18 protein-coding genes are annotated in these 20,379 nt (G+C 74.2%); 8 read left to right on the top strand and 10 right to left on the bottom strand.

Going from position 1 to position 20,379, the window contains the following annotated elements; genetic code table 11:
• Positions 1 to 35 precede the first annotated feature (35 nt).
• On the top strand, positions 36 to 662 hold the full coding sequence (locus tag ACZ4Z1_RS07640) for a TetR/AcrR family transcriptional regulator (RefSeq protein WP_468485651.1): 627 nt from the start codon (positions 36 to 38) through the stop codon (positions 660 to 662).
• Here the strand turns inward: ACZ4Z1_RS07640 and ACZ4Z1_RS07635 are convergent.
• From ACZ4Z1_RS07635 to ACZ4Z1_RS07615, 5 genes are all read right to left on the bottom strand, one after another.
• Positions 643 to 2,196 (bottom strand): alpha/beta hydrolase, encoded by a 1,554-nt coding sequence (locus ACZ4Z1_RS07635; RefSeq protein WP_468485650.1) that lies wholly within the window; start codon positions 2,194 to 2,196, stop codon positions 643 to 645. The two genes, ACZ4Z1_RS07640 and ACZ4Z1_RS07635, sit on opposite strands and share 20 nt — an antisense overlap.
• Before the next feature lie 167 nt (positions 2,197 to 2,363).
• The gene (locus tag ACZ4Z1_RS07630; RefSeq protein WP_468485649.1) at positions 2,364 to 3,587 is read right to left on the bottom strand and encodes an FAD-dependent oxidoreductase; all 1,224 of its coding nucleotides are present in this window, start codon (positions 3,585 to 3,587) and stop codon (positions 2,364 to 2,366) included.
• A 176-nt stretch (positions 3,588 to 3,763) separates the two neighbouring features.
• On the bottom strand, positions 3,764 to 4,945 hold the full coding sequence (locus ACZ4Z1_RS07625) for an acyl-CoA dehydrogenase family protein (protein WP_468485648.1): 1,182 nt from the start codon (positions 4,943 to 4,945) through the stop codon (positions 3,764 to 3,766).
• A complete protein-coding gene (locus ACZ4Z1_RS07620; protein ID WP_468485647.1) occupies positions 4,942 to 6,156 on the bottom strand; it encodes an acyl-CoA dehydrogenase family protein in 1,215 nt (404 codons plus the stop codon). The genes ACZ4Z1_RS07625 and ACZ4Z1_RS07620 overlap by 4 nt, the downstream gene beginning before the upstream one ends.
• Positions 6,153 to 7,151 (bottom strand): NADPH:quinone oxidoreductase family protein, encoded by a 999-nt coding sequence (locus ACZ4Z1_RS07615; protein WP_468485878.1) that lies wholly within the window; start codon positions 7,149 to 7,151, stop codon positions 6,153 to 6,155. Before ACZ4Z1_RS07615 ends, ACZ4Z1_RS07620 begins: the two co-directional genes overlap by 4 nt.
• A gap of 215 nt (positions 7,152 to 7,366) precedes the next feature.
• Between ACZ4Z1_RS07615 and ACZ4Z1_RS07610 the strand changes: the two genes are divergently transcribed.
• Positions 7,367 to 8,248 (top strand): helix-turn-helix domain-containing protein, encoded by an 882-nt coding sequence (locus ACZ4Z1_RS07610; RefSeq protein ID WP_468485646.1) that lies wholly within the window; start codon positions 7,367 to 7,369, stop codon positions 8,246 to 8,248.
• On the opposite strand, the gene ACZ4Z1_RS07605 is transcribed toward ACZ4Z1_RS07610, so the two are convergent.
• Entirely contained in the window at positions 8,192 to 9,283 is a 1,092-nt protein-coding gene (locus tag ACZ4Z1_RS07605; protein ID WP_468485645.1) for a glycosyl hydrolase family 18 protein, read from the bottom strand. The genes ACZ4Z1_RS07610 and ACZ4Z1_RS07605 overlap by 57 nt on opposite strands.
• Before the next feature lie 81 nt (positions 9,284 to 9,364).
• Positions 9,365 to 10,249 (bottom strand): short-chain dehydrogenase/reductase, encoded by an 885-nt coding sequence (locus ACZ4Z1_RS07600; RefSeq protein ID WP_468485644.1) that lies wholly within the window; start codon positions 10,247 to 10,249, stop codon positions 9,365 to 9,367.
• 245 nt (positions 10,250 to 10,494) lie between these two features.
• Here ACZ4Z1_RS07600 and ACZ4Z1_RS07595 point away from each other — a divergent pair, with 245 nt between their 5' ends.
• Together ACZ4Z1_RS07595 and ACZ4Z1_RS07590 are read left to right on the top strand one after the other, a co-directional pair.
• Positions 10,495 to 10,950: an SRPBCC family protein gene (locus tag ACZ4Z1_RS07595; RefSeq protein WP_468485643.1), complete on the top strand. Its 456-nt coding sequence runs from the start codon at positions 10,495 to 10,497 to the stop codon at positions 10,948 to 10,950.
• 148 nt (positions 10,951 to 11,098) lie between these two features.
• Entirely contained in the window at positions 11,099 to 12,736 is a 1,638-nt protein-coding gene (locus tag ACZ4Z1_RS07590) for a phytoene desaturase family protein (RefSeq protein WP_468485642.1), read from the top strand.
• 58 nt (positions 12,737 to 12,794) lie between these two features.
• Here ACZ4Z1_RS07590 and ACZ4Z1_RS07585 read toward each other — a convergent pair whose 3' ends face one another.
• A complete protein-coding gene (locus ACZ4Z1_RS07585) occupies positions 12,795 to 13,919 on the bottom strand; it encodes a selina-4(15),7(11)-diene synthase (RefSeq protein ID WP_468485641.1) in 1,125 nt (374 codons plus the stop codon).
• Between the two features lie 305 nt (positions 13,920 to 14,224).
• Here ACZ4Z1_RS07585 and ACZ4Z1_RS07580 point away from each other — a divergent pair, with 305 nt between their 5' ends.
• Positions 14,225 to 15,043 (top strand): class I SAM-dependent methyltransferase, encoded by an 819-nt coding sequence (locus ACZ4Z1_RS07580; protein ID WP_468485640.1) that lies wholly within the window; start codon positions 14,225 to 14,227, stop codon positions 15,041 to 15,043.
• Positions 15,044 to 15,106: 63 nt separating this feature from the next.
• Here the strand turns inward: ACZ4Z1_RS07580 and ACZ4Z1_RS07575 are convergent, their stop codons facing one another.
• On the bottom strand, positions 15,107 to 15,976 hold the full coding sequence (locus tag ACZ4Z1_RS07575; RefSeq protein ID WP_468485639.1) for an alpha/beta fold hydrolase: 870 nt from the start codon (positions 15,974 to 15,976) through the stop codon (positions 15,107 to 15,109).
• A 113-nt stretch (positions 15,977 to 16,089) separates the two neighbouring features.
• On the opposite strand from ACZ4Z1_RS07575, the gene ACZ4Z1_RS07570 reads away from it, so the two are divergent.
• Entirely contained in the window at positions 16,090 to 16,701 is a 612-nt protein-coding gene (locus ACZ4Z1_RS07570) for a CGNR zinc finger domain-containing protein (protein ID WP_468485638.1), read from the top strand.
• A gap of 98 nt (positions 16,702 to 16,799) precedes the next feature.
• On the opposite strand, the gene ACZ4Z1_RS07565 is transcribed toward ACZ4Z1_RS07570, so the two are convergent.
• Positions 16,800 to 17,312, bottom strand: coding sequence for a phosphatase domain-containing protein (locus ACZ4Z1_RS07565; RefSeq protein ID WP_468485637.1), 513 nt, complete (start codon positions 17,310 to 17,312; stop codon positions 16,800 to 16,802).
• 395 nt (positions 17,313 to 17,707) lie between these two features.
• On the opposite strand from ACZ4Z1_RS07565, the gene egtA reads away from it, so the two are divergent.
• Both egtA and egtB read left to right on the top strand, forming a co-directional pair.
• Entirely contained in the window at positions 17,708 to 19,063 is a 1,356-nt protein-coding gene (gene egtA, locus ACZ4Z1_RS07560) for an ergothioneine biosynthesis glutamate--cysteine ligase EgtA (protein WP_468485636.1), read from the top strand.
• Complete coding sequence (gene egtB / locus ACZ4Z1_RS07555; protein WP_468485635.1) at positions 19,060 to 20,376, top strand: ergothioneine biosynthesis protein EgtB; 1,317 nt, start codon at positions 19,060 to 19,062, stop codon at positions 20,374 to 20,376. Before egtA ends, egtB begins: the two co-directional genes overlap by 4 nt.
• The last annotated feature ends 3 nt before the right edge of the window (positions 20,377 to 20,379 follow it).

Raw genomic sequence — 20,379 nt, 5'->3', positions numbered from 1 at the left:
ACCGGCGGGCGAGTACAGACAGGGGTGGCGGCACGATGGCTCCACGGGCAGGCGGCGCTGCGGGCACCCCGACCTTCACGGAGCAGGCGCGGCGCCGGCAGCTCGTGGACTGCACCATCGAGCTGATCTCCACCCGGGGTTTCCCGGCGGCCTCGCTGGCCGCGATCGCCGAGCGGGCCGGCATCTCCAAGGCCGCCGTGCTGTACCACTTCTCCTCCAAGGACAACCTGACCCAGGCCGCCCTGGCGCACGTGCTGGAGGAGTTCACCGCGTACGTACGGGAGCGGGTGGACCGCGAGTCCGACCCGCTGGCCGCCGTCGTCGCCTACGTCCGCGCGATGATCGGCTACCAGCGGGCCAACCGGCGGCACGTCCGCGTCATCACCGAAATGCTGCTCGACGACCACGGCGGCACCCGTCTGAAGACACCGGGCCGGCACGAGACCAACAACCGCCGGCAGGAGCTGGCCGACCTCCTGGCGGCAGGTCAGCGGGCAGGCCGCCTGCGGGAGTTCGACCCGAGCACGGTGGCGCTGGCGATCGGCGGCGCCATCGACGGCGTCGTCTCGCACTGGCTGGCCCACCCCGAGTACGACCTCGACGCCGCGGCCGACGAGCTGGAGACCTTCACCCTCGACGCGATCACGCGCCGCGGCCGGTGACGGCGGGGCGCGCCGGATCGGCGGCACATGTGCGGTCCCGGGCGGGCAGCCGGCCGGTGACGAGGTAGGAGGTCGCGGCGGCCTCGGCGCAGGCGTTCCGGGTGAAGACGTAGACGCCGTGGCCCTCGCCCTCGTCGACGGTCACCATGCGGGAGCGTACGGCGGCGCGATGGAGGCCGCGGGCCGTGGTGAGGGGCGTCTGGGAGTCCCACTCGTTCTGGAGGATGAGCAGGGGTACGGAGGTCTTCACGGGGCCGGTGCGTTCGGCGGGCTCGCCCCAGAAGGCGCAGGGGGTGATCCCGGAGGCGAAGTCGCCGTAGAGCGGATTGCGGGCGGCGTCGCGGAGGGAGTCCCGGCGGTAGACCTCCGGATCGCGGGGCCAGGCGGCGTCGTTGCACATGATGCTCCAGAAGGTGGAGATCTCCTGGTCGGTCGACGCGGGCAGTTCCGGGGCGGGTACGGGCTTGCCGCCCGCGGCGTCCCTGACCCGGGCCACCGCCTCGGCGCCGCCCCGGACGGAGAAGAGTGCGCGGCGGAGCAGGTCGCGCAGTTCCCAGCCCGTGAACGGGGTCCGGCCGAGGACGACGGGCGTGCGGTCGGCCCGGGCCACGAGGTCCCGGAACGTCTTCTTGACCGCGGCGGGGGTGGCGCCGAGCCCGTACGTAGCGTGGTGCCGGGCGGTCCACGCGGCCCAGCGCGCGAAGGCGGGTTCCGCCTCGGGTCCCCAGGTGCGGAGCTGCTCGCGCCACATCAGCGCGGGGTCGACCGCGCTGTCGAGCACGACGCGGTCGGCGCGTCCGGGGAACATCTGCGTGTAGACCGCGCCGAGCGCGGTCCCGTAGGAGGCGCCGAGGTATGAGATCTTGCGCTCGCCGAGGGCGGCGCGGATGACGTCCATGTCGCGGGCGGTGTTGCGGGTGGTGATGTGAGGCAGCAGGTCACCGGCGTTCGCGCGGCACTTCGCGGCGACGGTACGCGCCCAGGCGACGTTGGCTTCGTGGAAGCGCACCGGGCGGGGCCACGTGTGTTCCTTTGGGGTGAGGCGACAGTGGGCGCGGGTGCTGTCGCCGGCGCCGCGCGGGTCGAACCCGATGAGGTCGAAACCGTCCCGTACGGCTTGGGGCAGGCCGAGCCGGGTGAGCGCGAGGGGGTGGTTCAGCCCTCGGCCGCCGGGGCCACCCGGGTTGAACAGCAGCGCGCCCCGGCGTTGCCGCGCGGGGCCCTCCGCCTTGATCCGGGATATCGCTATGTCGATCTTCCGGCCGCCGGGCGCGCGGTAGTCCAGTGGCACCTTGACGGTCGCGCACTCGACGGGCGGACGCGGGCCGGGCGGGATGCCGTCGGGAATGCCGGGCTCACAGGCGCGCCAGTCGAGGCGCCGGGAGGTGTACCCGGCCGGAGGATCGGCCGGTAAGGGGACGGCGGTGGCCGGTGCGGCGAGAACGAGGGGGAGGGCGAGGCTCGCCCCGGTCAGCGGGGCGAGCCGGCGCCGGGTGCGCGCCGCGCGCGGCCTCGGGCTGCGGGTGGTGGGCATGTGCCGGTCCTTCCGTTCGGTTGCCGGGCAGAGCCGATCCTGCCCGGACCGGACCGCCGCCCGAATCCTCCACCGGGCCGGGAACTTTCCGACCGGCAGTGAACAACCACCCGTTGCTCATCCTCCCCGGGAATGAACGACACCCGTCCGCAGGAGGACCGGCACGCTCAGGCGCGGGCGAACCCGGGCGCCCTCTCGGGCCGTATCCCGATCCCGCCGACGTATCCCGTCACGCTGCGCAGGAACGGCAGCCGTTGCAGCAGTTCGAGCGGCACCGGCAGCCGGTCCGGGTCGAGCGTTCCCTCCAGAGCCGGACGCAACAGCGTCTCGTGCTCGGCCAGTTGGGACTTCTGCACGACGGCCGCGGGGAACTGCCGCCGCCTCTGGACGCGGGCCAGATCGCGTACGCCGGCCGTGCCGCGGCGCAGCGGACCGGCGAGGAGGCGGGCCGCCGCGACGGCGTCCTGCACCGCGAGGTTGACGCCGACGCCACCGGTCGGCGACATGGTGTGGGCGGCGTCGCCGAGGCAGAGCAGGCCGGGCCGGTACCAGCGGGGCAGCCGGCCCATCGTCACTTCGAGCAGCTTGACGTCGTCCCACGAGCCGATGGTGTCCGTCACCCCGGCGTCCCAGCCGAAGAGCGCGCCGAGCCGGTCGCGGAACCAGGCGATGCCGCGGGCCCGCAGCGCCGCGTCCGTGCCCTTCTTGATCAGGTAGGAGGTCTGGCAGTGGTCGCCGCGGTCCATGGTGACCGCGAACTGCCCGTCGGCCGCGCGCATGAAGACCCGGCCGTCCCCCGGGCGGGGCACGCGGACGTTCCACACGTCCATCGGTACGTCGAACGTGCGCTGCCGGAGCCCCGCGAGGTCGCGCACCCGTGAGTCGCGGCCGTCGCACGCCACGGTGAGGTCGGCCGCCAACTCGCCCTCCGCGCCGTGTTCGTCCCGGTAGCGCACCCCGGTCACCCGCCCGCCTTCCGTACGCAGCCCCGTGCAGGCGGTGCTCATGCGCAGGGTGAAGGAGGGTTCCGCGGCGGCGGCGCTCGCCAGGAGGTCGAGGAAGTCCCACTGCGGGACCATGGCGATGTACTTGTGGCGGCCGGGCAGGCGGCGCAGGTCGGCGGCCACGAGGGTGCGGTCGCCGATGCGCATCCGTACCTCTTCGAGCCGGCCCGCGGGCAGCCGCGCGAACCGTTCACCGAGGCCGAGTTCGTCGAGCAGGCGCAGGGTCGACGGGTGCACGGTGTCGCCGCGGAAGTCGCGCAGGAAGTCCGGATGTTTCTCCAGGACGGTCACCCGCACTCCGGCACGGGCCAGCAGCAGCCCGAGCATCATCCCCGCCGGTCCGCCGCCCACCACACAGCATGTCGTGCGCTGTGAGCCCTGTCCCATGTCCTGCCCCCTTCGCGTCGTCCGCCGCGTGTCGCGGCGTGTCGGCAGCAGACTAACCGATCGGTCAGGCAACTGACCGACCGGTTAGCCATTCAGCGGCCGGGCGCACGGCAACGCCCCGTACAGACCGGTACGAACCGGCCCGTACGGGGCGGGAGTGCGAGCGTAAGGAGCGGCTACGGAGCCGGAAGGTCCACCAGCTCCGCGAGCGCCTCACGGTGCCGGCCCGGCGTGCCCAGCGCGATCTCGTCCGCCTTGGCGCGCTTGAGGAACAGGTGCGCCGGGTGCTCCCAGGTCATGCCGATGCCGCCGTGCAGCTGGATGCACTCCTCGGCCGCGCGCACCGCGACGGGCGCGCAGTACGCCTGCGCGACGGCCACCGCCACCCGTGCGTCCGGGCTGCCGGTGGCCAGCGCGTCAGCGGCATTGCGGGCCGCCGCGCGGGCCGAGGCGACATCCAGCCAGAGTGCGGCCATCCGGTGCTTGAGCGCCTGGAAGGAGCCGACCGGGCGGCCGAACTGGGTGCGCTGGGCGGTGTGCCGGACCGTTTCGGCCAGGCACCATTCGGCGATGCCGAGCTGTTCGGAGGCGAGCAGCCCCGCGCCGGCCAGCAGCGCCCCGGTCACCGCCGCCCGGGCCGCGTCCTGCCCGGCCAGCAGCCGCCCGGCGGCGCGGTCGAGCGTGACCCGGGCCGGGACCCGGGTCAGGTCGAGCGGGACACCCGGCCCGGTCCGCACGCCGTCGGCCGTCGCGTCCACGGCGTACAGCGCGTATCCGTACGGGCCGTCGGCCGGGACGAGCAGCACGTCCGCGGCGGCGGCGTCCGCGACACCGGTCACCTCGCCGCTCAGCGTGCCGTCCGCGTCGGCCCGTACGGCCGCTTCCGGCAGGGCACCCGGAGCCGTCGGCAGGGACACGGCGAGCACGCCGACGCCGCGTCCTTCGGCGAGCGCCGCGAGCGGCGCGGCCACTTCCTGCCGGCCCGTCTCGCAGCCGAGCAGCGCCGTCACGGCCACCACCGCGCTGGTCAGGTACGGCACGGGGGCCACCGAACGGCCCAGTTCCTCCAGGACGACAGCGGCCTCACGGGCGCTCGCACCCTGCCCGCCGAGCTTCTCCGGGACCAGCAGCCCGGCCGTGCCCATGTCCGCGGCCAGCGCGCGCCACAGCCCGGCGTCGTGCGTCCGGCCGCTCTCCAGGTCCGCGAGGACGGCGGCCGGGCCGCCGCGGTCGGTGAGCAGCGAGCGGACGGCGGCCCGCAGGTCGTCCTCCGGCTCCGAGTAGAGGAGGCCGGGGGCCTCGTCGGGCTGCGCGGGGGCGGGTTCGGTGGGGCCCGGGGCCCCGCTCGGAGCGGTCATCGGGGAAGGTCCTTCCAGGCGACGTCCTTGTCGGTGCGCGGCTCGGGCGGCAGCCCCAGGACGCGTTCGGCGACGATGTTCAGCAGCACCTCGGAGGTGCCGCCCTCGATGGAGTTGCCCTTGGCCCGCAGGTAGCGGTAACCGGCTTCGCGTCCGGTGAAGTCCACGCCCTCGGGGCGGCGCAGCGTCCAGTCGTCGTACGCCAGCCCGTCCTCGGCCAGGAACTCCACCTCCCAGCCGCTGATCTGCTGGGCCAACCGGGCGAACGCCAGCTTCAGGCCGCTGCCTTCCGGCCCCGGCTGTCCCTTGGCGAGCTGCTGGCGCAGCCGCTCGCCCGTGAGACGGGCGACCTCGGCGTCCACCCACAGGCCGAGCAGCCGCTGGTGGAGGTCGTGGGTGCGCTGCTGCGGGCGTGCGCGCCAGGCGTCGGCCGCGACGCCGATCATGCCGCCCTCGCGCGGCAGGCGGGACCCGCCGATCGCCACCCGCTCGTTCATCAGCGTGGTCTGCGCGACCTTCCAGCCCTCCCCCACCTCGCCGAGGCGGTGCGCGTCGGGAATCCGTACGCCGGTCAGGAAGACCTCGTTGAACTCGGCCTCGCCGGTGATCTGCCGCAGCGGCCGCACCTCGACGCCGGGGTCGCTCATGTCGCACACGAAGTAGGTGATGCCGCGGTGCTTGGGCAGTTCCGGGTCCGTACGGGCGATGAGGATCGCCCAGCGGGCCCGGTGGGCGCCGGACGTCCAGACCTTCTGGCCGTCCACCACCCAGCCGGTGCCGTCCTCGTCCCGTACGGCACGGGTGGCGAGCGCGGCCAGGTCCGACCCGGCGCCGGGCTCGCTGAACAGCTGGCACCACACCTCTTCGCCGGTCCACAGGGGACGCAGGAAACGCTTCTTCTGCTCGTCCGTGCCGAAGCGGAGGATGGTGGGGGCTGCCATGCCCAGGCCGATGCCGATGCGGCGCGGGTCGTTGCCGGGCGCGCCCGCCGCCTCCAACTCGGCGTCCACGACGGCCTGGAGGGCGCGCGGCGCGTCGAGCCCGCCGAGACCCCGGGGGAAGTGCACCCACGCCAGTCCGGCGTCGAAGCGGGCCCGCAGGAATTCGAGCCGGCCGGTGCCGGCCGGCGGGTGGGCCGCGAGCAGGCCGGCGGTGCGGCGGCGCAACTCGTCGGCGTCGATGCTCCCGGCCTGCGTGGTCACCTCGGTCATGACGCGTCCTCCGGACCGGGCACGACGACGAGGCGGCCGGTGGTGGTGCCGTCGAAGACCCGCTGGACCGCCTCGGCCGCGCCGGACAGCGGCACCCGGCCGCCGATCAGCGGCCTGACGACACCCTGAGCGGCCAGCTTGGCGAGTTCCTCGTGGCAGGCGTCGACCGCGGCCGGGTCCTTGGTGTTGTACAGGCCCCAATGGAGGCCCAGGATCGTGTAGTTCTTCACGAGGGCGTGGTTGAGGCCGGGGGTCGGTACGGTGCCGCCGGCGAAGCCGACGACCACGATGCGGCCCTCGAAGGCGACACACTTGACGGACTTGGCGTACGCGTCGCCGCCCACCGGGTCGTAGACCACGTCCGCGCCCCGGCCGCCGGTCGCCTCCTTGACGGCGGCCACCAGGTCGTCGGTGCGCCGGTCCAGCACCACGTCGCAGCCGAGTTCGCGGGCGACGGCCGCCTTGCCGGAGCCGCCCACCACCCCGATGACCCGCGCCCCCGCGGCCTTGCCGAGCTGTACGGCGGCACTGCCGACGCCGCCCGCCGCGGCGTGCACGAGCAGCGTCTCGCCGGGCTGGAGGCGGGCCCGGCGGTGCAGGCCGAACCAGCCGGTCTGGTAGCCGATGTGCAGGGCGGCGGCCTCCGCGTCGTCCAGGGCGTCGGGCGCGGGACGGACCGTCGCCGCGTCCACGACGGCCAGTTCGGCGAAACCGCCGTCCGGCAGCGGGGGCTGGGCCAGCACCCTGGCGCCGACCTCCGCGGACGCTCCCTCTCCCGCGGCGAGCACCTCGCCGCAGATCTCCACGCCCGGTGTGAAGGGGAACGGCGGGCGTACCTGGTATTCGCCGCGGCACAGTAGCGCGTCGGGAAAGTTGACGTTCGCGGCGCGGACGCGCAGGAGCAGTTGCCCCGCTCCCGGCTGCGGATCCGGCACTTCTTCCAGCCGCATCACCTCACGAGGCTCGCCGTTCTCGTGTACGCGCCATGCCTTCACAGGTGCCTCCACAGACCTCGGGTACGCGGGGAGCGCGGGGTGCCGGACCCCGCGACCCTCGGCATACTAAGCGGTCGGTATCCCGGAGGGAACAGCCGATCGTCCGCGGCCTGGCACGGACATCGCCCGGAGCCCGGAACGGGCCCCTCCCGGGACCGCAGCCTGGTACTGGCAGGGTCAGGCACGGCGCGGCCCGGTGGACGACACTGGCCGGTATGGACACACCCGCCGAGCTGGGCAACTTCCTCAAGACCCGCCGCGCCCGCCTCCAGCCCGAGGACGTCGGCCTGGTCTCCTACGGTGCCCGGCGCCGCGTACCGGGCCTGCGCCGCGAGGAGCTGGCGCAGCTGGCCGGCGTGAGCGTCGCGTACTACACACGGCTCGAACAGGGCCAGAGCCACAACGCCTCGGACGGTGTCCTCGACGCCCTCGCCCGCGCCCTGCGGCTGTCCCCCGACGAACGCGCCCACCTGCGCGACCTCGCCCGCCCCGCCCGGGCCCGGCGCCGCCCGGCCGTACGGCCCGACAAGGCGCGGCCCGGAACGCTCCAGCTGCTCGCCGCTCTCGGCGAGGTACCCGCCGTGGCGCTCGGCCGGCGCTTCGAGGTGCTGGCCTGGAACCGGCCGGGGCACGCACTGCTGGCCGGGCACCTGGACATCGACAGCCCCGGCCGGCCGCTGGACCGCCCCAACACCCAGCGACTGCTCTTCCTCGACCCGCACACCCGCGAGCTGTATCCGGACCGCGAGGCGGAGACCCGGCGGGCCGTCGCCGCGCTGCGCATGGCGGCCGGGCAGTACCCGGACGACCAGCAGCTGGCCGAGCTGATCGGCGAACTGTCCATGAAGAGCGCCGAGTTCAGCGCGCTGTGGTCGCGGCACGGGGTCAGCAACTGCAGCTTCGGCGTCAAAAGCTTCCACCATCCGCTGGTGGGCGCCATGGAGCTGGACTTCGAGATGCTGCACACGCCGGACAGCTCCGGGCAGGGCCTGTTGATGTTCACCGCGCGGGCCGGCAGCCCGTCCGAGGCGGCGCTGCGGCTACTCGCCGCGCAGTGCCTTCCAGAACCCCGGGTCCTCGAACCCGAGCGCCCATAGCCCGGCGTTGCGTACGCCGTACTTCTGCAGCAGCGGCAGGTGCGCGGCGACACCGCGTGCGTCCTGGTACCAGACGTGGTGCACGGCCCGGCCCTGCCGGTACGTGAAGTGGGGTGTGCCGGACTTGGCGTCGAAGCGGTAGGCGGCGCCCTTGCGGCGGCGCAGCGCCTCCGCCTCCTTCCAGGTCAGGTGCTTGGCGCGGGCCTTGACGCCCTGGGTCCAGTCCCAGCCGTAACCGGGGAAGGCCACTTCGAGCTTGTCGCGCGGCACGGTGCGGGTGGCGTACCGCAGGAACTCCTCGTACCAGGCGAGCGAGGACAGCGGGCCCGGTGAGCCCTCCGCCCAGTGCAGGTCGTAGCCCATGATCCGGACGCGGTCGGCGGCCTTGCCGAGGCGCGCGTAGTCGTACGCCTTGCCGGAGCCGCCGGTGCGGGCCATGACCGTGATGACGCAGCTCTTGCCCTTGGCGTGCAGCTTGGCGCACAGCTCGTCGGCGAACAGCGCGTAACCGGTGCGCACCCGCTCCCGCATGCGGGCGGTCCCGGTGGTCGCCATCGTCTCGTAATCGAGGTCGATGCCGTCGTACGCGCGGGAGGCCACCAGCCGCAGCAGCGCGGCGATGTGCGCGGCGCGGCGGGACCGGTCGTGCAGCAGCGCGGCCATCGCGGTGGCGTCCATGGACTCGTTGACGGTCGGCACGACCTTGATGCCGGCCTGGTGCAGGCCCGCGATGATCCGCTTGTCCCCCGCGCCGTGCTGGCTCTTGATGGTGGTGGCGGAGGTGGCCCGGTACCAGAACGGGCTGACGGTGTGCAGTTGCGCCGCGTGCTGGAGGGCATCGCGGTAGGCACCCTTGGTGTCGCCCCAGTAGGGCAGCCAGGCGGAGGCCGTACGGTCCGCGACGCTCGTACGGTCCCGGGCCGCGGCCGTACGGTCCTGGGCCGCGGCGCCGGGAGTCAGGGTGGCGGCGACGCCGGCCGCCGTCAGCAGGAACACGAGCCCGAGCCGCGCCCGGGGAGCCGATGCTTGGTCCATGCCCCGAGCTTGTCCCGGGTGCGGCGGACCCGCCGCGCCGGTTGCGCCGAACGGCCGTCCCCTCCCCCGTGCGCCGGACGGTCAGCCCCGGAAGCCGCCGCCGGTCTCGGCCGCCCGGCCGCCCGCCCCGAGCAGGCCGGTCGCCGGAAGGTCGGCGCGGCCCGCCAGGCGCAGGAACGCGCGGCGGGAGCCCTCGGTCACGATGCCCGGCAGGACGGCGCGCACCGCCTGGCCCGCGCGCAGCCACGGCTGCGCGTAGACCGTGGCGGCCCGCCGTTCGATGCCCCGGACCATACGGTCGGCCACCGGCCCGGCGTCATACGTCTTCGACATGGGCCACGGCAGGTGGGCCCGCAGCTCGCGCATGGCCGCACGGCGGTCGGAGGCCCGGACCATCTCGGTGTCCGCCCAGCTGAGGTACGCGGTGCCGACGCCCACCCCGCGGTGGGCCAGCTCGGCGCGCAGCACCTGCGCGAAGGTCTCCGCCCCCGACTTCGAGGCGCAGTACGCGGACAGCATCGGTGCCGGGCCGATGGCCGCGAGGGAGGCGACCTGGAGGAAGTAGCCCCGGGTGCGCAGGAGGGCGGGCAGGAAGGCGCGGGCGGTCACCGCGCTGCCGATCAGGTTGACCTCGACGACGCGGCGCCAGACGGCCGGGGCGGTGTCGAGGAAGGGGCCGCCCGCCACCACCCCGGCGTTGGCGACGACGACGGACGGCGGGCCGAAGCGGCGTTCCACGAGCGCGGCGGCCCGGTCCATCGCGTCCTCGTCGGTGACGTCCACCGGCCAGTGTGCAGCGTGCCCCGGCAGGCCGGCCGCGACCCGCTCCAGCTCGTCCTCCTCCAGCCCGAGCAGGGCCACGTCGGCTCCCCGCCGTACGAGTGAACGTGCCAGGTGCGCGCCCAGTCCGCGCGCGGCGCCGGTGACCACGGCGGTGCGTCCGCGCAGGGGAAGGTCGTGGCTCACGGTCGGGCCTCCACGGGCTGCGTACGGTGCCGGGCGGTGGGCAGCCAGGGGGTCAGTACCCCGGGCCGGGTCTTGTGAACGTAACGCCCTGGCGCCGCTGCCACCCGGCGTGCGCCCCGGCCCGGCCCGGGTGCGGCCCGGTGCCCCGAGGGCACACGGGTGTGGTCCCGGAGGCCGAAACGAGCGGACCGGCCTAGGCTGACAGGCGACCCCGGCGACCGGTTCCCCCCGACGTTGGAGACCGCATGGCGGTAAGACATCAGTTGATCAAGAGGCATCCCGACGTGGTGTGGGCGGTGCTCTCCGACGGCACGCGGTACCAGGACTGGGTGGTCGGGCCGTACCGGTCGCGGCCGTGCGAGGGCGACTGGCCGGAGCTGGGGGCCACGCTCTCCTACAGCGTGCACCTGGGCCCGTGGAAGCTCACCGGCCGGACCATCGTGCGACGCTGCGAAGCCCCGCGGGAACTGGAGCTGGAGGTCGACAGCGGCGCGCTGGGCACCGCGCGGATCGCGATCGAGATCCGCCCCTGGGGCGACCACAGCCTGATCATCATGGACGAACACCCCCTGCAAGGACCGGGCGGACTGGTGCACAACACCGTCCTGGACGCGCTGTTCCAGCTCCGGCACCGCAGCATGCTGGGCCGGCTGGCCAGGGTCGTGGAGAGCTGCCCGCGACAGCCGAGCGAGGCGGTGTGACGGGCCGGAACCGGGGCGTACGGGCCGGCCGGAGCGCGGCTCCGGTGACGCGGACGGCTCCGGTTTCGCGGACGGCCCCGGTTTCGCGGACGGCTCCGGCGCCACGGACGGCCCCGGCGGCCCCGGGCCCCGTGGAGAGGGGGCGGCGATGCCGGACGCGGTGGTGATCGGCGCCGGACCGAACGGGCTGGTGGCGGCCAATCTGCTGGCCGACGCGGGCTGGAGCGTGGAGGTCCTGGAAGCGCAGCCCGAAGCGGGCGGCGCGGTCCGCAGCGACCGCGGCGTGCACCCCGACTTCGTCAGCGACCTGTGCAGCTCCTTCTACCCGCTGGCCGCCGCCTCGCCCGTGCTCGCCTCGCTCCGCCTCGACGACCACGGGCTGCGGTGGAGCCACGCGCCCCGGGTCCTCGCCCACCCGCTGGCCGACGGGCGGTGCGCGGTGCTGGAGCGCCGGCAGCCGGCCACCGCCGACGGGCTGGAGCGTTTCGCGAGCGGCGACGGCGTCGCCTGGCAGCGGCTCTGCGCGATCTGGGACCGGGTGGGTCCGGACGTCCTGGGCGCCCTGTTCACGCCGTTCCCGCCGGTACGGGCCACGGCCCGGCTCGCCGCCCGGCTGCACAGCGCGGGCGGCCTGCGGCTGGCCCGCACGATGGTGCTGCCCGTACGGCGGCTGGGCGAGGAGGAGTTCGGCGGCGAAGGCGGCCGGCTGCTGCTCGCGGGCAACGCGCTGCACGCCGACCTGGCGCCGGAGGCAGCGGGCAGCGGCGGCTTCGGGTGGCTGATGTCCATGCTGGGCCAGTCGTACGGCTTCCCCGTGCCGGTCGGCGGCGCCGGCGCGCTCTCCGAGGCCCTGGTACGGCGGCTGGAAGCGCGCGGCGGGGTACTGCGCTGCGGTGAGCGTGTGACCGAGGTCGTCGTACGGGCGGGCCACGCTGTGGGGGTGCGTACCGCGGGCGGTGAGTCGGTGCCGGCGGGCCGGGCCGTACTGGCCGACGTCTCCGTACCGTCCCTCTACGGCGACCTGATCGACAGCCGGCACCTGCCCACCCGGCTGCTGGCGGACCTGCGCCGCTTCCAGTGGGACTTCGCGACCTTCAAGGTCGACTGGGCGCTGGACGGGCCGGTGCCGTGGACCGCCCCGGAGGCGGCGGGCGCCGGCACCGTGCACCTGGCCGACGGTGTCGATGAACTGACGCGGTTCGCCGCGCAGCTCGCGGCGGGCCGGGTCCCCGACCGGCCGTTCGCCCTCTTCGGGCAGATGACCACGTCCGACGCCACGCGGTCACCGGCCGGGACCGAGTCGGCGTGGGCGTACACCCACGTACCGCACGACGTCCGCGCGGACGCCGGGGACGCCGGCATCACCGGCAGGTGGAGCCCCGGCGAGCAGGAGGCGATGGCGGACCGGGTGGAGGAGCAGGTGGAGCGGTACGCGCCGGGCTTCCGCACCCGCATCCGGGCCCGCCGCATCCTCGCGCCGCCCACACTCCAGGCGCTCGACGCCAACCTGCACGGCGGCGCCATCAACGGCGGTACGACCGCGATGCACCAGCAGCTCGTCTTCCGCCCGCTGCCGGGTACCGGGCGCCCGGAGACCCCGGTCAAGGGCCTCTTCCTGGCCTCGGCCGGAGCGCATCCGGGCGGCGGCGTGCACGGCGCGCCCGGCGCCAACGCGGCGCGCGCCGCCCTGCGCAAGCGGTCGCCGAGCAACACGCTCACCCGTCTCCAGCGGTCGCTGACCAGCCGCAACCGGCTCGGGGAGCGCCCGGACGATCCGGCGGAGTGACCCGGCCGGGCGCTCGGCGGACCGGCTCGGCCGGGCGCACGGGTGGAGTGGCAGGTGGTCAGCCGGCGGGCTGCGCCGCCCAGGCGTGCGGGCGCGCGCCGTCGTCCACTCCTTCGCGCGCCTGGGCGTGGGCGGCCGGGACCAGATTCCACCACCAGGAGATGACGGGGATGTCCAGCGGCGCGTGGCTGTCGTCGGTGGGCGTGGTGCGCAGTGTCGAGGGCAGTTGGGCCGGGTCGTCCGGGGTGGTGTAGCGCAGGGAGGTGATGCCCCAGTCCTGGGACCCGCGGATGAACGTACCCAGATTGTGCAGGTACTGGCGCAGTTGCGGGCTGGCCTGCTGCCGCAGGTGCGCGCTCAGGCGCATGAACAGTGTCATCACGCGGTCCCGTTGGGCTATCGCCGTGGTCAGGGCCTCGTCCGGGGATATGCCGTACTCGTTCTGCAGGACGCGCAGGACGTTGAGGTAGTAGCCCGGGCCCCGGCTCTCCTTGTGGTGGGAGAAGATGTCGTTGTCCCAGGTGATGATGAAGGAGGCCATCTCGGCCGCGGCGCGCACGGACGTGTGCTCGCGCTCGTGCGGCTGGAGTTCGTAGCCGTGCCCCATCTCCAGCATCGGCAGGACGACCGAGGTGGCCCCGTCGTACAGGCGCATCAGGGTGTAGTCGGGCAGGCTCGGCACGGCGCCCGAGCGCCGGTAGGACGCCTCCCACACCACGGAGAAGAAGTACTCGCGCAGGGCGTCGATCCAGCGGGCGGCCTGGCCCGCGGTACCGTGGCGGGAGACGCGGTGGCGCAGGTCGCGGACGCCCTCGGCGAGGCTGTCGCCCGGCAGAATCGGGGCCTCGGGGTTCTGGGCCACGCGCAGCAGCCGGTGCAGTACGCCGGTCAGCGCACCCGGGTCGTGCCCGAGGTCGCTCTCCTCGCAGTAACCGTCGTCGACGCCGAAGAGCCACAGCACGAAGTCGGCGAGGAGGCAGACGACCTCCTCGCGGCCGTCGGGCAGGATACGGGCGGCGAAGCCGCCGATCCCATGGGTGACCAGGCGTCCGCGCAGCTCGTCGGAGCCTATGGAGAAACGATTCGCCCATGCGGTCGTCCGGGCCTCGATCTCCACGTGCCGGGGGTGGATGGCGGGCGGAAGGGGCGAGTAGGTCGGCGGAACGGTCAGCTCGGGTCCCACTCCTGACCACCTCTCAGCAGCGTCATGGCACATTCGGCCGGATATGGAAACAGACATGCCGGTCTTTGACTGATCAACTATGGCGCATAGTACGCACCCGGCGTCCCTGATCCAATAGCGTCTCCGTGTCTCTGACAAGTTTCGGAGGCGACCCGTCCGTTTTCTCCGTGGAAGCCCGGCCGCTCGCCCGCCACACGACCGACCAGGACCGCCGCACCCGTGAAACCAGGGCGCTGCCCGTACACCGAGGCGCCTCCCACCATTCGACGAACCGTCACCCCGCCCCGGGAAAGGACGCCATGACCATGCCGACGACCTCCACCGATTTCGACGCCGCCGAGCGCCGCGCCTGGGCCGGGCGTGCGGACGCGTACGAGCGGAGCTTCGCCTCGCTCTGCGCCCACCCGGTGCCCGCGCTGCTCGACGCGGCGGAGGTACGTACCGGCCTGCGCGTCCTCGACGCCGGAACCGGCACCGGCACGGCGGCCCGCGCCGCGACTCGGCGCGGCGCCGCGGTGACGGCCGTGGACGCCGACCCCGGCATGGCCGCCCGCGCGGCCTCGGCCGCCCCGGACGCGTACGTGTGTGTCGCCGCCCTGCCCCGCCTCCCCTTCGCCGACGGCCGGTTCGGCGCCGTGGTGGGCAACTTCGTGCTCAATCACGTCGGGCGTCCCCGCGCGGCAGTCACCGAACTGCGCCGGGTCGCGCGCCCGGGCGCCCGCATCGCGCTCTCCATCTGGGCGGCCCCGCCGGCCCCCGGCCAGGCCCTGCTCGGCCGCGCGATCCGCGCCGCGGGCGTCACCCGCCCCGCCCATCTGCCCACACTCGCCCCCGAGGACGACTTCCCGCGCACCGAAGAGGGCTTCACCCGCCTCCTGCACGAAGCCGGACTCACCGGCGTCCGCTGCACGACGCTCACCTGGGAACACCGGGCCACCGCCGAGGAGTGGTGGAGCGGCCCCGCCGCCGGGGTGGCGTCGGCCGGCCAGATCGTGGTGAGCCGGCCGCCCGCGGACATCGCGGAGATCAAGCGCCGGTACGACGCGCTGTGCGCGGAATTCGCGGGACCGGACGGGAGGCTCGTCCTGCCGCACGCCGCGCTGCTGGGGAGCGGACGGAGGTGAGGAGGCGGGCCGTCGGCGAGCGGGCCCACCGGACAGACTTCGGCGCACCGGCCCCCGACCCCCTCACCCCGGCTTCGGCAGAAATTCCCGCAGATGCGCGAGCAGCGCCTCCGGCGCCTCCTCCGCGATGAAGTGACCGCACTCGGCGATCTCCGCGCCGGTCACCTGGTCCGGATCGGCGCAGTAGTCCCGCCAGATGTCCAGCGTCGGCAGCTGCGCGGGCAGGCCGACCGAACCCCACAGGGCCAGTACGGGCACGGTCAGCAGCCGCCCCTCGGCGAAGTCCGCGTCGTCCAGCGCGGCGTCGGCCTCCGCGGCCCGGTAGTCGTCGAAGCCCGCACGCAGCGCGCCCGGGCGGGAGAACGCCGCCACGTACGCGTCCACGGCCTCCTCGGTCAGCGCGTGCCGGTTGTGGGTCCACCGCTCGAAGAAGTACTCCAGATAGCCGCGGACATCCGGGCCGACCAGCCGTTCGGGCAGGTCGGGCTGGAGGTGGAAGAACCAGTGCCAGTACCCGGCGGCGATGGCGGCGTCCATCCGGCGGAGCATCTCGCGCGTCGGCACGATGTCCAGGAGCGCGACCCGCTCCACCTGTCCGGGCCGGTCCAGGGCCCAGCGGTGGGCCACCCGCGCGCCCCGGTCGTGCCCGACGACGGCGGCCCGGTCATATCCCAGCGACTCGACGAGACCCGCCATGTCAGCGGCCATCCGCCGCTTGTCGTAGCCGGTCGTGGGCTTGTCACTGCGGCCGTAGCCGCGCAGGTCGGGCGCGACGACGGTGTGGTCCCGGGCCAGTTCGCCGAGGACCGGCCGCCAGCACCGGGAGGTCTGCGGCCAGCCGTGCAGCAGCACCACCAGCGGGCCGGAGCCCGCCCGGGTGTAGTGCAGCCGTAAGCCGTCCACCTGGGCCACACCCGTGGTCGTACCGTCCACCGTCCGTTCCCTTCCACTCCGTTCACGATCCGCTTCCGTACGGGACCGCCGTACACACACCCGCGGCCCGTACACCACCCTAACCCTCTCAGGGGGTTAGTACCATGGCAAGCATGTCGAGCGAGGACGCGTGGCTCCGGTACGGCGGGCGGATATGCCTGGACTTCGTCAACACCCTGCGGGACCGGCTGCGCACCCCGCGCGAGACACTGCTCGTACCGCGGGACCTGCGGCGGTGGCTGGAGTGGGCCGGACTGCCCGTACCGGCCCTTCCCTCGGCGGAACAGGACGAGAAGGCACTCGTCCTGGCACGCGATCTGCGGGCCGCGACAGACCGGGCCGTGCTGGCGACGGCCGGCGGCTCCCTCCCCACCCCGGCCGACCTGCACCTCCTCAACCGGACAGCGGCCGCACTCCCCGCCCCCACTCCCCAACTGCTCGTATCCGGCGGCAAGCTGACGCTGTCGACGGCGAGCGTCCCGGCAGCCGCCGACCTGACCGCGGGCCTCGCCCTGATCGCCCAGGACGCGATCGCGCTGCTGCCGTCGCCCGAAGTGCTACGGGTACGCATCTGCGGCGCGGACGGCTGCGCCCTGCGCTTCGTCGACCGCTCCCCCGCGCACAACCGCCGCTGGTGCTCCATGGAACGCTGCGGCAACCGCGTCAAGGCCCGCCGCCACCAGGCACGGGCGGGGTGTTCACCGCGGCGGGACGGAGATGGATGACGGCGCGGCGGGAATCACGCTCCGCGCTACCGGTCCGGGGGGTGAAGACTGAGGGTTGCGGACGGAACCGTCCCCTGAGAAAGCGAAGCCGCCGTACGTCAGGTGCGCCCCTCACGCTCCTGGGCGTCCTTCAGGTCGGTGGAGGGGACTGCCCAGCGGGCCCGTACGACCGGGTAGCCCGCTTGCTCGCAGGCGTCGCAGACCAGTTCGTCGTCGTCCACGACGTGGCGCACCTCGCGACTGCCCGCCAAACGGCGCAGCAGTTCCAGCTTGGTGTAGCGGGCGGGCCGCCGGTCCCCGTTCGGACGCATGTACAGCCGGCCCTCGGGCAGCCCCTGCTGTCCGAGCCAGGCCAGTGTGTCCCGGCGGCAGCGCTCGGGGCGGCCGGTCAGGTAGACGACCTCGCACTCCTCGGCGCTCTTCCGGGCCAGTTCCACGCCCGGCGCGAGCGGCGGGTCGTCCGGAGCCGCGGCGAAGAAGCCCTTCCAGTCGCGCGGCCGGCGCTCCAGGAAGTGCTGGCGGTGCCCGGTGTCGGCCAGCGTGCCGTCCAGGTCGAAGACCGCCAGCGGCCGCGCCGACTTGCCGCGGCTGCCACTTCCCGTTCTCGTCATCGCGTCCCCTCGCCCTGTACGCTGCCCGGCCGCCGATCGCGGCGGCCGGGGGGATCGTACGTGAGCCCTGCGCAGAGCCCCGGTACCGCGCGCCGCGGGGAGCGGAGACATGGCGGGGCCGCACGCGGTTCCTCACCGCCTCCCCCACCCGCACCTCCCACCAAATTCGCACAAAGAGCCGAACCTTCCGCATCGCGCAGGCCCCCGCAAAACCCCAGGCAGAGACGGGTTCACCGGCCCCTGGGCCACGCCGTCCCGGGCCGTGCCCCTCGCGTACCGGCACCGGGCCGACGAGAATGTGCCCTTGAGCGCACCGCCCGCACCCGCTTAGGTGGAGGGCGGCAATTCCGCTGTCGGACGGCAGCCGCCGTCCCGGTCCGAGGGAGTTGGAGCCCATGCCTGCACGGCCGGCGGTCACGGAGGCGGAGCTGGAGGCCCACCTGCGTGGCATCTGTTTCAAGACCGGACCACCCCGCCGCATAGGCGTCGAGATCGAGTGGCTCGTCCACGACGCCCACAACCCCCGATGTCCCGTCGACCCCGTACGACACCGCGAAGCGGCCGCCGCACTGCGCGCCCTCCCCCTGCGGTCGGCCCTCAGCTTCGAACCCGGCGGACAGCTGGAGCTCAGCTCGCTGCCCGCCACGTCTCTCACCGCGTGCATCGAAGCCGTCTCGGCCGACCTCGCCCTGGTACGTCCCGCGATGCGGGAGATGGGCCTCGGCATGGCGGGCCACGGCCACAACCCCTGGCACCCTCCACGGCGGGTGCTCACCGAACCCCGCTACGACGCCATGGAGGCGTACTTCGACCGCTGGGGCCATGCGGGCAGGTCCATGATGTGCGGCACCGCGTCCGTACAGGTCTGCCTGGACGCCGGCCAGGAGGAGCCGGGCCCGCTCGGCCTCGGCCGCCGCTGGCGGCTGGCCCACCTGCTGGGCGCCGTACTGGTCGCCGCCTTCGCCAACTCGCCCGTCAGCGAGGGCTGCCCGACCGGCTACCGCTCCACCCGCCAAGTGGTGTGGTCCCAGATGGATCCGGCCCGCACCCTCGCCCCGCCGGACGGCCCGGACCCGCGTGCCGCCTGGGTCGCGTACGCCCTGGACGCGCCCGTGATGTGCCTGCGCAGCGACGACGGCCCCTGGGACGCGCCCGAGGGGCTGACGTTCCGCGACTGGATCCGTACCGGTGTGCCGCGCCCGCCGACGGAGGAGGACCTGGACTACCACGTCACCACGCTCTTCCCGCCCGTACGGCCGCGCGGCCACCTGGAACTGCGCATGATCGACGCACAGCCGGGAGACGGCGGCTGGATCGTGCCGCTGGCCGTCACGGCCGCGCTCTTCGACGACCCGGAGGCCGCCGAGAGCGCGTACCGCGTGGTCAAACCCCTCGCCGAGACGGCCGGTGCGCGGCCGGCGCCGCGTAACCCGCTGTGGCGGCACGCCACCCGGGGAGCGCTGACCGACCCCGAGCTGCGGGCCGCCGCGCTGTCCTGCTTCACCATCGCGCAGGAGGCGCTGCCCCGGCTGGGCGCCCCGGCCGGGGTGTGCGGCGCGGTCGCCCGGTTCGCCGAACGCTATGTGGCACGGGGCCGCTGCCCGGCGGACGACCTGCTGGACGGGGCGTACGCGGAGGAGCCCGCGCCGGCACCGGCGGCGAAGCCCCCCTGGCCGGTCGCCACCGCGCCGCCACCGGAGCCTGCCATCGCGTACGAGGACGAGCTCACCCCCGGGAAGGACAGTCTGTGACCCACGATCCCGAGTCGCTCCGGGAACGCGCGGCGCGCGCCCTGCTCGCCGCGCGTGACCGTACCCGCGCGCTGACCACCTGCGTCGACGACCGCGACCTCACCGCCCAGCACTCCCCCCTGATGTCGCCGCTGGTCTGGGACCTGGCGCACATCGGCAACCAGGAGGAGCAGTGGCTGCTGCGCGCAGTCGGCAAGCAGGACGCGCTGCGCCCGGACATCGATTCCGTGTACGACGCCTTCGAGCACCCGCGTGCCGAGCGCCCGTCCCTGCCCCTCCTGCCGCCCGCCGAAGCACACGGCTACGTGGCGGACGTACGCAGCCGGGTCCTGGACGTGCTGGAGCGCAGCCCGCTGCGCGGTGATCCGCTGCTCGACTCCGGCTTCGCCTTCGGCATGATCGCCCAGCACGAGCAGCAGCACGACGAGACCATGCTCATCACGCACCAGCTGCGGCGCGGCCCGGCCGCGCTCACGGCCCCCGAGCCGCCGGTGACCTCCGACGGCATCCTGCCCACCGAGGTCCTCGTCGCCGGCGGCCCGTTCACGATGGGCACCTCCACCGAACCGTGGGCCCTGGACAACGAACGCCCCGCACACCGCCGTCTCCTGCCGTCCTTCCTCATCGACACGACCCCGGTGAGCAACGGCGCGTACACCGGCTTCATCGAGGACGGCGGTTACGACGAACCGCGCTGGTGGTCCGCCGAGGGCTGGGACCACGTACGCGAACACGACCTGCGCGCACCGCTGTTCTGGCGGCGCGACGGCGGCCAGTGGCTGCGGCGGCGCTTCGGCGTCACCGAGCCCGTACCACCGGACGAGCCGGTGCTGCACGTGAGCTGGTACGAAGCCGACGCGTACGCGCGATGGGCGGGCCGGCGGCTGCCCACGGAGGAGGAGTGGGAGAAGGCCGCCCGCCACGACCCGGCCACCGGCCGGTCCCGGCGCTACCCGTGGGGTGACGAGGACCCCGGCCCGGCCCACGCCAACCTGGGCCAACGGCACCTGCGCCCCGCCCCCGTGGGCAGCTACCCGGACGGCCAGTCCCCCCTCGGCATACGCCAGCTGATCGGCGACGTCTGGGAGTGGACGGCCAGCGATTTCCTCCCCTACCCCGGCTTCGCCGCGTTCCCCTACCGCGAGTACTCGGAGGTGTTCTTCGGCGGCCCCTACAAGGTGCTGCGCGGCGGTTCGTTCGCCGTCGACCCGGTGGCCTGCCGGGGCACCTTCCGCAACTGGGACCTGCCGGTACGGCGCCAGATCTTCGCCGGCTTCCGCACCGCCCGCGACGCGGACCCGGCGGGCGCATGAGGG

The sequence above is a fragment of the Streptomyces sp. NPDC030165 genome (genome assembly GCF_055573595.1).
Note: the sequence above shows the minus strand (reverse complement) of the source record. Positions and strands in the feature narration are given on the sequence as shown.

Excerpts from the sequence above, each read along its gene's own strand:
- ACZ4Z1_RS07640 (WP_468485651.1), top strand. The coding sequence starts at position 36 with ATGGCTCCACGGGCAGGCGGCGCTGCGGGCACCCCGACCTTCACGGAG.
- ACZ4Z1_RS07635 (WP_468485650.1), bottom strand. The coding sequence starts at position 2,196 with ATGCCCACCACCCGCAGCCCGAGGCCGCGCGCGGCGCGCACCCGGCGC.
- ACZ4Z1_RS07630 (WP_468485649.1), bottom strand. The coding sequence starts at position 3,587 with ATGGGACAGGGCTCACAGCGCACGACATGCTGTGTGGTGGGCGGCGGA.
- ACZ4Z1_RS07625 (WP_468485648.1), bottom strand. The coding sequence starts at position 4,945 with ATGACCGCTCCGAGCGGGGCCCCGGGCCCCACCGAACCCGCCCCCGCG.
- ACZ4Z1_RS07620 (WP_468485647.1), bottom strand. The coding sequence starts at position 6,156 with ATGACCGAGGTGACCACGCAGGCCGGGAGCATCGACGCCGACGAGTTG.
- ACZ4Z1_RS07610 (WP_468485646.1), top strand. The coding sequence starts at position 7,367 with ATGGACACACCCGCCGAGCTGGGCAACTTCCTCAAGACCCGCCGCGCC.
- ACZ4Z1_RS07605 (WP_468485645.1), bottom strand. The coding sequence starts at position 9,283 with ATGGACCAAGCATCGGCTCCCCGGGCGCGGCTCGGGCTCGTGTTCCTG.
- ACZ4Z1_RS07595 (WP_468485643.1), top strand. The coding sequence starts at position 10,495 with ATGGCGGTAAGACATCAGTTGATCAAGAGGCATCCCGACGTGGTGTGG.
- ACZ4Z1_RS07590 (WP_468485642.1), top strand. The coding sequence starts at position 11,099 with ATGCCGGACGCGGTGGTGATCGGCGCCGGACCGAACGGGCTGGTGGCG.
- ACZ4Z1_RS07580 (WP_468485640.1), top strand. The coding sequence starts at position 14,225 with ATGCCGACGACCTCCACCGATTTCGACGCCGCCGAGCGCCGCGCCTGG.
- ACZ4Z1_RS07570 (WP_468485638.1), top strand. The coding sequence starts at position 16,090 with ATGTCGAGCGAGGACGCGTGGCTCCGGTACGGCGGGCGGATATGCCTG.
- ACZ4Z1_RS07565 (WP_468485637.1), bottom strand. The coding sequence starts at position 17,312 with ATGACGAGAACGGGAAGTGGCAGCCGCGGCAAGTCGGCGCGGCCGCTG.
- egtA (WP_468485636.1), top strand. The coding sequence starts at position 17,708 with ATGCCTGCACGGCCGGCGGTCACGGAGGCGGAGCTGGAGGCCCACCTG.